This window comes from Pseudonocardia lutea (genome assembly GCF_042658055.1).
In the GTDB taxonomy this organism is placed as follows: domain Bacteria; phylum Actinomycetota; class Actinomycetes; order Mycobacteriales; family Pseudonocardiaceae; genus Pseudonocardia; species Pseudonocardia lutea.
Map to the genome: position 1 here is coordinate 21,570 of NZ_JBHSQK010000014.1, position 9,259 is coordinate 30,828.

Below are 9,259 nucleotides of genomic sequence, written 5' to 3' on the forward strand. Positions count from 1 at the left end.
GCGCCGGCAGAACGGCGCATAGGCTCTGCCCATGAGCGGCCCCTCGGGTTCGAGCGCCAGCACCGCGCTCCTCACCGACATGTACGAGCTCACCATGGTCGCCGCGGCGCTGGCCGACGGCACCGCCGAGCGGCAGTGCGTGTTCGAGCTGTTCGCCCGCCGCCTGCCGGACGGCCGCCGCTACGGGGTCGTCGCCGGCACGGGCCGGGTGCTCGACGCGCTGCGCGACTTCCGCTTCGGCGAGGCCGAGCTCGCCTCCCTGCAGGGCTCGCTGGACGAGCGCACGCTCAAGTGGCTGGCGGACTACCGCTTCACCGGCGACGTCGACGGCTACCCCGAGGGCGAGCTCTACTTCCCCGGCTCCCCCGTCCTCACGGTCACGGGCACCTTCGCCGAGACCGTCGTCCTCGAGACGCTCCTGCTCTCGATCCTCAACCACGACAGCGCCATCGCCTCGGCCGCCGCGCGCATGGTCACCGCCGCCGGCAACCGCCCGTTGATCGAGATGGGCTCGCGCCGCACGCACGAGGAGGCCGCCGTCGCCTCCGCCCGCGCGGCCTACCTCGCCGGGTTCGCCGCCACGTCGAACCTGGAGGCCGGCCGCCGCCACGGCGTCCCGACCGCGGGCACCGCCGCGCACGCCTGGGTCCTCCTGCACGACGACGAGGTGTCCGCCTTCCGCGCCCAGGTCGAGGCCCTGGGCACGAACACGACCCTGCTCGTCGACACCTACGACATCCGGCAGGGCATCGAGCGCGCGATCGAGGCGGCGGGCCCGGAGCTGGGCGCGGTCCGGGTCGACTCCGGCGACCTCGGCGTCCTCGCCCGGCAGGCCCGCGAGCAGCTCGACGCCCTGGGCGCCACGAACACGAAGATCGTGCTGTCCGGGGACCTGGACGAGTACGCCATCGCGTCGCTGCGGGCCGAGCCGGTCGACTCCTACGGCGTCGGCACGAGCCTGGTCACCGGGTCCGGGGCACCCACCGCGGGAATGGTCTACAAGCTCGTGGAGGTGGACGGGCGACCGGTCGCCAAGCGCTCCAGCAGCAAGGAGTCGCGGGGCGGGCGGAAGTCGGCGCTGCGCCGCTACAAGCCGACGGGGACGGCGGTCGAGGAGGTCGTGCACCCCGTCACCGTCACCCCCGAGCGCGGCCCGCACGACCGCGTGCTGCCGATCCCGATGGTCCGCGAGGGGGAGCCGGTCGCGGACCTGCCGGGCCTCGAGGAGGGCCGCGAGCGCCTGCGCGCCGCCCTCGTCTCCGTGCCGTGGGAGGGCCTCAAGCTCTCGCGCGGCGAGCCCGCCGTCCCGACCGTCTTCCCGGCGTCCTGAGCAGCGGGGAGCAGGCAGCGGGGAGAGAGCACCGAGACGAGAGCACCGAGAAGAAACACCGAGGAAAGAGCAGGAGGACATGCGCGCCCTGATCGTCGTCGACGTCCAGAACGACTTCTGCGAGGGCGGTTCCCTGGCCGTGAAAGGCGGCGCGGCCACCGCCGCCGCCCTCTCCGAGTACCTCCGCCAGGCCGACTACGACCACGTCGTCGCCACCCGGGACATGCACGTCGCCCCCGGCGGGCACTTCAGCGACACCCCGGACTTCGTCGACACCTGGCCGGTGCACTGCGTCGCCGGGACGCCGGGGTCGAGCTTCCATCCCGCGCTGGACGTCGCGCGGATCGAGGCCGTGTTCGACAAGGGCCACCACGCCGCGGCCTACTCGGGCTTCGAGGGCCGCGAGCCGCGGGAGCGCACCCTCGAGGAGTGGCTGCGGGCACACGACGTCGACTCGATCGACATCGCCGGGATCGCGACGGACCACTGCGTGAAGGCGACCGCGCTCGACGCCCGCCGGGCCGGCTTCGACACGGGGGTCCTGCTGGAGCTGTGCGCGGGGGTGCTGCCGACGACCACCGAGCTCGCGCTCGTCGAGATGCGCGAGGCCGGCGTCGTCCTCGCGTAGCTACGGCGTGCCGCCCCGCCAGGCCGTCGGCGTGACCCGGTGGGCGGTGCGGAACCGGCGGACGAAGTAGCCCGCGTCCCGGTAGCCGATCCGCCGGGCGATGTCGGCGACGGTGAGGTCGGTGTCGGCGAGCAGCCGGCGCGCCTCCCGCATGCGCCGCTCGGTGATCCACTGCTGGACCGTGCGGCCGGTCGCCCGGCCGACCACCGTGGTGAGGTGCCCGGGCGTCAGCCCGACGGCGGCGGCGACGTCCCGCAGCGAGATCGCCTCGTGGTACCGGTTCTCGACGACCTCGAGCACCTGCGCGACCAGGGGGTCGACGCCGAGCTCGTCCGGGCCGTCGATGCCCAGCCGGCCGAGCCGGACCAGCAGCAACGTGAGGTGGGCGCGGGCGGCGTCGGCGTACCCGTCGCGGCGGCCGCGCAGCTCCGCGTCCAGGTCGGCGAGCTGGGCGAGCCAGGCCGGGCGGTCCTCGGCCGGGACCCGCAGCCGTTGCCCGCCGCCGCGGTGGTCGCCGAGGAACGGGGCGAGCAGCGGGTGCCCGCGCCAGGAGACGAGCGGTGCGACGGCGGCCGGATCGACGGCGTCGGGCGGGAAGGAGACCGCCCACACGTCGCCGTCGGGGTCCGGCCTCCCCGGCGTGACGACCGCGCCGGGCGCGATCACGAACGCGTCGCCCGTGGTGATCGTGCGGTCGCGGCCGTCCACTCGCGCGACGAGGCTGCCGCGCTCGACGTAGAGGAGCAGCAGGAAGTCGTGGGCGTGGGCCCCGCGGAACCGCGGGCCCTCCGACGGGTGGTCCCCGACCCAGTGCTGCACGGTGACCGCGGGGAGCCCGGGCCGCCGGACGTAGTCCAGGAGCGGGACGTCCTGCGCGGTCCGGCGTACGACCTCACCCGAAGAACGTCCCCCTGCAGCCACACATCGTCCCTTGTCCGCAGTTCACGACGTAGGGAACCTAGCAGGGGACGCCCGAACTTCGTACACCTCCGGGAGCGCACCGTGACGACCGCCGAGACGCGGGACTACCTGCCCGCGATGATCAGCCCGCGGTTCCTGCCCTTCTACGACCGCTTCGGCAGGATCGCCGGGATCGGCGACTCCTACTGGCAGCTCGTCGCGCAGGCCGCGATCGAGCCCGGCGCGACCGTTCTGGAGATCGGCTGCGGGACCGGCAACGTGCTGCTGAAGGCGAAGCGCGCCGTGCCGGGGGCGACGGTGATCGGGACCGACCCGGACCCCGCGGCGCTGGCGCTCGCCCGGCGCAAGGCCGAGCGCGCGGGGCTGGCGCTCCGGCTCGACCAGGCCTACGCCCGGTCGCTGCCGTACGCCGACGGAAGCGTCGATCGGGTGCTCTCCTCGCTGATGCTCCACCACCTGCTCGAGGACGAGAAGGTGGGCTCGCTGCGTGAGGTCCGCCGGGTGCTCGCCCCGGGCGGGAGCCTGCACCTGATGGACCTGAACCACGACCCGCGGGAGTCGGGCGGCGCCCTCGCGGTGGTGACCGGGCTGCACGGGCTCCTCCTGCGGCTGCGCGGGAAGGGCGCGCACGGTCAGGGACACGGGCACGGCCAGGGACACGGGCACGGCCAGGGACACGGGCACGGCCAGGGACACGGCCACGGCCACGGCCACGGCCCGTCGGTGCCGGACCTGCTCACCGAGGCGGGGTTCACCGACGCGACGGCGGTGAGCCGAGGAAACACCCGCCTCGGCGGCCTGACCTTCTACCGGGCCACGGCTTAGGGGGCCACCCCGTGCTCAGCCGCGCATCCGGAACGGCTCGAACGCGGCCCGCAGGTCGACGTCGCGGCCCTCGCCGTCGACCGCGCGGACGGACCCCGCGGCGTCGGCCACGCCGATGCACCGGTGGCCGTCGAAGAGCCCGCAGGCGTAGCGGACCTCCGTGTCGTCGAGCTCCACGACGCCGACCCGCAGCTGGCAGATGCCCGGGTACTGCACCTGGTCGCGGTACTCCACGTGCAGCGAGCTCGGCGACAGCCCGTCGAGCGGCCCGCCCAGCGGGTAGCCGAGGACGTCCGTGTGCAGCTCGGCGAGGCCGTCGAGGTACCAGCCCGCGAGGGCGACGTTGTTGACGTGCCGGTTGGTGTCGATGTCGCCGAAGCGGGTCCGGACGTCGTAGCGGAACGGGTAGTTCTCGCGCACCAGCCGCGACTCGTCGACCTCCCGGCGCGCCGTCGGGGCGGCCTCGGGGAGCACGAGGCGCTCGAGCGCGCCGCGCATCTCCCCGGGCAGCGCCGCGGGGCGCCCGCCCTCGACCCAGACGCTGGTCGACTCGCCGGTCGCGACGAGGTCGTCGCCGGTGAACACGCCGTAGCTGTAGCTGAAGGAGGAGTCGCCGACCCGGTTCACGGCCATGCCGACCCGGTAGTCGTCGGCGATGCGCAGCGGGGCGTGCACGTCGACGTGGACGGAGGCGAGCAGCTGCCCGGTGCCGCTCGGGCGGCTGCCGAAGGTGCGCTCGGGAAAGGCGCGGTGCTCGGTGGTCACCCGGGCGTCCTCGAACCAGCGGACCAGCGCCTCGCGGCCGACGCGGCGGCTCGGGTCCAGGTCGCTGTAGCGCGGCGTCACCTCCAGCACCATCGGGTACCGGTCGGCCTCGGGTCGGATCTGCATGGACGTCACCCGGTTCATCCTGCCCACCTACCCCCGCGTGAGCTGGTCTAACGGGCCGAGATCACGTGTGACACGGCCGACGCGCCGCGGTTCCGCGCGCCGGACCGGGGCCGGATCACCGGTGCTGTCGGTGCCGGCGGCTATCGTCGGGCGGTGCCCCTCGCCCCCGCCTCCCCGCCCGTCCGGTCCCAGGACCTGCCGGGTGTGGCCGAGCTGCTCGAGGTGGCCGTCACGGCCGTCGGCGGCACCCGGCGCGAGGGGCAGGACGCGATGGCCCAGGCCGTCCGCAAGGCCCTGTCGAGCGGCGAGCACCTGGCCGTGCAGGCCGGCACCGGCACCGGCAAGTCGCTGGCCTACCTGGTGCCCGCGATCCGGCACGCGATGGCCCGCGACACCACCGTGGTGATCTCCACGGCCACGATCGCGCTGCAGCGGCAGCTCGTCGACCGGGACCTGCCCCGCCTGGCCAAGGCGCTCGAGCCCGCCCTCGGCCGCAAGCCCACGTTCGCGATCCTCAAGGGCCGGCGGAACTACCTGTGCCTCAACAAGCTCCACGGCGACGAGGAGATGGCCGACCCCGCCGAGGAGCAGCTGTTCGACCCGTTCGCCATCTCGGCCATGGGCCGCAACGTCAAGCGGCTGCACGACTGGGCGTCGGACACCGAGACCGGGGACCGGGACGAGCTGGTCCCCGGTGTGCCCGATGCGGCGTGGCGCCAGGTCTCCGTGACCGCGCGCGAGTGCCTCGGGGTGGCCCGCTGCCCCGTCGGCGAGGACTGCTTCGCCGAGAGGGCGCGGGCCGAGGCCGGCCGGGCGGACGTGGTCGTCACGAACCACGCGCTGCTCGCGATCGACGCGATGGGCGAGGCCCAGGTCCTCCCGGAGCACGACGTGGTGGTGGTCGACGAGGCCCACGAGCTGGTCGACCGGGTCACCGGCGCCGCCACCGCGGAGCTCACCGCGGGCACGGTCGCGGCGGCGGCGCGCCGCTGCGGCAAGCTGGTCGACCAGGCGGTGGCGGACCGGCTCGCCGAGGCGGGCGAGGGCCTGGGCATGGTGCTCGAGGACCTGCCCACCGGGCGGTGGGAGGTCATCCCGCAGGCCGCGACGGGTGCGTTGACCGTGATCCGGGATGCGGCCGGCATGTGCCGCCAGGCCCTCGGCGGGGAGCGCCGCGAGGACCCCGAGGGCGCGACGGGGCGCAAGCTCGCGCTCGCGCTGCTCGACGAGGTGTCCGAGACCGTCGTGCGCGTGTTGAGGACCTTCGAGGAGCCGGACCCGGCCAAGCGGCACGACGTCGTGTGGCTGGCCGAGCAGGGCCCGGACGGGGCCCGGCACAAGGTGCTGCGGGCCGCGCCCCTGTCCGTCGGCGGGCTGCTGCGGGATCGCCTGTTCGGCCAGCGCACCACCGTGCTGACCAGCGCGACCCTCGCCCTGGGCGGCTCGTTCGACGCGCTGGCCCGGCAGTGGGGGCTGCCGCCGGAGAAGATCGTCTCGGCCCGGCCGGAGGGCGGGGTCGAGTCGGCGGGCGGCGACACCGACGACCCGGTCCGGGATCCGGGCGCGCCGCGGTGGAAGGGCCTCGACGTCGGGTCACCGTTCGCGCACGCGCGCAGCGGGATCCTCTACGTGGCCAAGCACCTGCCGCCGCCGGGGCGGGACGGGCTCGCGCCGGAGTACCTCGACGAGATCGCCGGGCTGGTCAAGGCGGCCGGCGGGCGCACCCTCGGGCTGTTCTCCTCGATGCGCGCGGCGAAGCAGGCCACCGAGGCGCTGCGCGGGCGGCTGTCCGTCCCGCTCCTGTGCCAGGGCGACGACTCCACGATGCTGCTGGTCAAGCGGTTCGCGGAGGACACCGGGACCTGCCTGTTCGGCACGCTGTCGCTGTGGCAGGGCGTCGACGTCCCGGGGCCCTCGCTGTCCTGCGTGATCATCGACCGGATCCCGTTCCCGCGCCCGGACGACCCGCTGGTCGCCGCCCGGCAGAAGGCCGCCGACTCCCGCGGCGGCAACGGCTTCCTCACGGTCTCCGCCACCCACGCCGCGCTGCTGCTCGCCCAGGGCGCCGGCCGGCTGCTGCGCGGCACGGACGACCGCGGGGTGGTCGCGATCCTGGACCCGCGCATCGCCACCGCCCGCTACGGCGGCTTCCTCCGCGCGTCGCTGCCGCCCTTCTGGCAGACCACCGATCCCGCGAAGGTGCGCGCCGCGCTCGCCCGCCTGCGCGACGCCTGAGTACTCCTGGCACCGGCCACTCAGGAGCCATAACGCGTGTACGGGGCCGTCTCTCTCGCGTCATGGCTCCATAATGCGAGAGGAACGAGCCCCCCTATCGCGTCATGGAGCCGTAGTGCGGGCCCTCGTCAGTCGGCGGCGGCGCAGGTGATGGTGCCGGGGTCGACCTCGGTGAAGCCGGCGTCGCGCACGCAGACGACGTCGTCCCGCGCCAGCAGCTCCTCCCACAGCGCCGGGTCCCGACGCACCGCGAACCGGGGCGCCCCGGTCCACCCGCGCACGGCGGCGAGGATCATCGAGGCGTGCCCGACCTGCGCGGCGGCCTTGCCCACCGTCATCTCGACGGCCGGGTTCAGCACGATGACCGGAGTCCCCGCCGGCACCGGGGCCGGCTCGTCGGCCGGTAGGTCGGTGCCGCCGATCTGCAGCCGGGACACGGTCTTCGGGACGGCGTCGACCGGACCGGGCACGAGGGCGCGCACCTCGGCGCCGTCGACCTCCACGGTCACGCCGGGCAGCTCCTGCACCGCGGTCCAGTGCGCTCCGCGCGCCCGCCGGGCGATCTTGCGGATGCGGCCGTCGACCCAGTTGCGCAGCGCCTCGTACCACTCCCCCTGCGCCCGCGGGTCCACGCAGACCGCGAGCGCGGCCTGCGCCGCGGCCTCGAGCAGCGCGGTCCGCGCCGGTAGCTCCCGCTCGATCCGCAGGATCACGGGCATCGCCCGGACCACGCCGTCGGCCTCGGGCGGGATCACCGCTGGCGCCCCGGAGTAGCGGGCCCCGAGCGGCGCGAGCACCGGCTCGCGGGGCGTCTCGGGCTGCTCGGGCTGCGCGCTCACGTGATCGGCACCCGCCGCAGGACGCCCTCGGCGGCGTCGGCGCGCTCCACCTCGTCCCGGGTGATGCCCAGGACGAACAGCACGACGTCGAGATAGGGCTGCGAGAGGGCGGTGTCGGCGATCGCGCGGAGCGCGGGCTTGGCGTTGAACGCGATCCCCAGGCCGGCCGCGGAGAGCATGTCGATGTCGTTCGCCCCGTCGCCCACGGCCACGGTCTGCTCGATCGGGATCTGGTGCTCGGCGGCGAAGCGGCTCAGCGCGTCCGCCTTGCCCGGCCGGTCGACGATGTCGCCGACCACCCGGCCGGTGAGCCGGCCGTCCTCGATCTCCAGGGTGTTGGCGGCGCAGAAGTCCAGGCCGAGCTCGGTGACCAGGCCCTCGATCACCTGCGTGAACCCGCCGGACACCACCCCGGTGCGGAACCCGAGCCGCTTGAGGGTGCGGATGGTGGTGCGCGCGCCGGGCATCAGCTCCAGCTCGGCGGCCACCTCGTCGATGACCGACGCCGACAGCCCCTTCAACGTGGCCACGCGCGCCCGCAGGGACTGCGCGAAGTCCAGCTCGCCGCGCATCGCGGCCTCGGTGACCCGGCGGACCTCGTCCTCGGCGCCGGCCCGGGCGGCCAGCATCTCGATGACCTCACCCTGCACGAGCGTGGAGTCGACGTCGAAGACGATCAGCCGCTTGCTGCGCCGGGCGAGCCCGACGCGCTCCACCGCGACGTCCACCCCGGCCTCCCGGGCGACCTCCACCAGCTTGGCGCGCAGCGTGCCGTGCGGCTGCTCCGGGTCGTCGGGGTTCGGCGAGACCTCCAGCTCCAGACCCGTCACGGGGTAGTCCGCGACACGCCGGATGGAGTCGATGTTCGCCCCGACGTCCGCGAGGGCCTGGGCCACCAGCCCGAAGGCCCGCGCGGTGATCGGCCTGCCCAGCACGACGACGGCGTGCGTGGACTGCCGCCGCACCTGGCCGTCCGTGCCGAGCGAGGTGTGGACCTGCATCCCGATGCTGTGCATCGCGGCCTCGACGGCCTCCTGCAGCTCCTCCGGGTCGTGCGCCACCGCGACGAGGGCGCCGAGGGTGAGCCGGCCGCGGATCACGACCTGCTCGACGTCCAGCAGCTCGACCGCGTGCCTGGTCAGCACGGTGAACAGCACCGAGCTGACGCCGGGACGGTCCGGCCCGGTCACCGTCACGAGGACGGTGGACCGGGCCTGATCGTGCTGGGGCACTTACCGCGAGCGCGGGTCGTCGTCGGGCTGGGTCTCCCGCGAGACGCCCTGTGCGGCCACCTCGGACGGGGCCGGGTGCCCACCGACGTGCGCCTCCGCCCGGACCCGCTCCACCAGGTGCGGGTAGTGCAGCTCGAAGGCCGGACGCTCGGAGCGGATGCGGGGCAGCTCGGTGAAGTTGTGCCGCGGCGGCGGGCAGGAGGTCGCCCACTCCAGNGACGTTCCAGATGAACGGCAGGGTCGAGGCGCCCAGCACGAACGCGCCGATCGACGAGATCGTGTTCAGCGTGGTGAACCCGTCCGTCGCCAGGTAGTCGACGTACCGGCGCGGCATGCCCTCGTTGCCCAGCCAGTGCTG

8 protein-coding genes and 1 pseudogene are annotated in these 9,259 nt (G+C 74.7%); 4 read left to right on the forward strand and 5 right to left on the reverse strand.

Going from position 1 to position 9,259, the window contains the following annotated elements; translation table 11 throughout:
• The first annotated feature begins 31 nt into the window (after positions 1 to 31).
• Complete coding sequence (locus ACFQH9_RS08405) at positions 32 to 1,330, forward strand: nicotinate phosphoribosyltransferase (RefSeq protein ID WP_379565351.1); 1,299 nt, start codon at positions 32 to 34, stop codon at positions 1,328 to 1,330.
• A gap of 79 nt (positions 1,331 to 1,409) precedes the next feature.
• A complete protein-coding gene (locus ACFQH9_RS08410; RefSeq protein ID WP_379565352.1) occupies positions 1,410 to 1,958 on the forward strand; it encodes a nicotinamidase in 549 nt (182 codons plus the stop codon).
• Here the strand turns inward: ACFQH9_RS08410 and ACFQH9_RS08415 are convergent, their stop codons facing one another.
• Complete coding sequence (locus ACFQH9_RS08415; protein WP_379565353.1) at positions 1,959 to 2,879, reverse strand: AraC family transcriptional regulator; 921 nt, start codon at positions 2,877 to 2,879, stop codon at positions 1,959 to 1,961.
• 81 nt (positions 2,880 to 2,960) lie between these two features.
• On the opposite strand from ACFQH9_RS08415, the gene ACFQH9_RS08420 reads away from it, so the two are divergent.
• Positions 2,961 to 3,704 carry a class I SAM-dependent methyltransferase gene (locus ACFQH9_RS08420; RefSeq protein ID WP_379565354.1) on the forward strand — a complete coding sequence of 248 codons (744 nt, stop codon included), beginning with the start codon at positions 2,961 to 2,963 and terminating at the stop codon, positions 3,702 to 3,704.
• A gap of 15 nt (positions 3,705 to 3,719) precedes the next feature.
• Here the strand turns inward: ACFQH9_RS08420 and ACFQH9_RS08425 are convergent, their stop codons facing one another.
• Positions 3,720 to 4,613 (reverse strand): acyl-CoA thioesterase, encoded by an 894-nt coding sequence (locus tag ACFQH9_RS08425; RefSeq protein ID WP_379565355.1) that lies wholly within the window; start codon positions 4,611 to 4,613, stop codon positions 3,720 to 3,722.
• 252 nt (positions 4,614 to 4,865) lie between these two features.
• On the opposite strand from ACFQH9_RS08425, the gene ACFQH9_RS08430 reads away from it, so the two are divergent.
• Positions 4,866 to 6,830 (forward strand): ATP-dependent DNA helicase, encoded by a 1,965-nt coding sequence (locus ACFQH9_RS08430; RefSeq protein WP_379565359.1) that lies wholly within the window; start codon positions 4,866 to 4,868, stop codon positions 6,828 to 6,830.
• 128 nt (positions 6,831 to 6,958) lie between these two features.
• Here ACFQH9_RS08430 and ACFQH9_RS08435 read toward each other — a convergent pair whose 3' ends face one another.
• The 3 genes and pseudogenes from ACFQH9_RS08435 to ACFQH9_RS08445 form a co-directional block, all read right to left on the reverse strand.
• On the reverse strand, positions 6,959 to 7,669 hold the full coding sequence (locus ACFQH9_RS08435) for a peptidyl-tRNA hydrolase (protein WP_379565356.1): 711 nt from the start codon (positions 7,667 to 7,669) through the stop codon (positions 6,959 to 6,961).
• Positions 7,666 to 8,901, reverse strand: a complete 1,236-nt coding sequence (serB, locus tag ACFQH9_RS08440) for a phosphoserine phosphatase SerB (protein ID WP_379565357.1) — start codon at positions 8,899 to 8,901, stop codon at positions 7,666 to 7,668. The genes ACFQH9_RS08435 and serB overlap by 4 nt, the downstream gene beginning before the upstream one ends.
• Positions 8,902 to 9,259 (reverse strand): annotated as a pseudogene (locus tag ACFQH9_RS08445) (cytochrome ubiquinol oxidase subunit I); the annotation flags it as partial. It abuts the gene before it with no gap.

What these genes read in the sequence shown, in the direction of transcription:
- ACFQH9_RS08425 (WP_379565355.1), bottom strand. Translation starts at nt 4,613, where the DNA reads ATGAACCGGGTGACGTCCATGCAGATCCGACCCGAGGCCGACCGGTAC.
- ACFQH9_RS08430 (WP_379565359.1), top strand. Translation starts at nt 4,866, where the DNA reads ATGGCCCAGGCCGTCCGCAAGGCCCTGTCGAGCGGCGAGCACCTGGCC.
- ACFQH9_RS08410 (WP_379565352.1), top strand. Translation starts at nt 1,410, where the DNA reads ATGCGCGCCCTGATCGTCGTCGACGTCCAGAACGACTTCTGCGAGGGC.
- ACFQH9_RS08405 (WP_379565351.1), top strand. Translation starts at nt 32, where the DNA reads ATGAGCGGCCCCTCGGGTTCGAGCGCCAGCACCGCGCTCCTCACCGAC.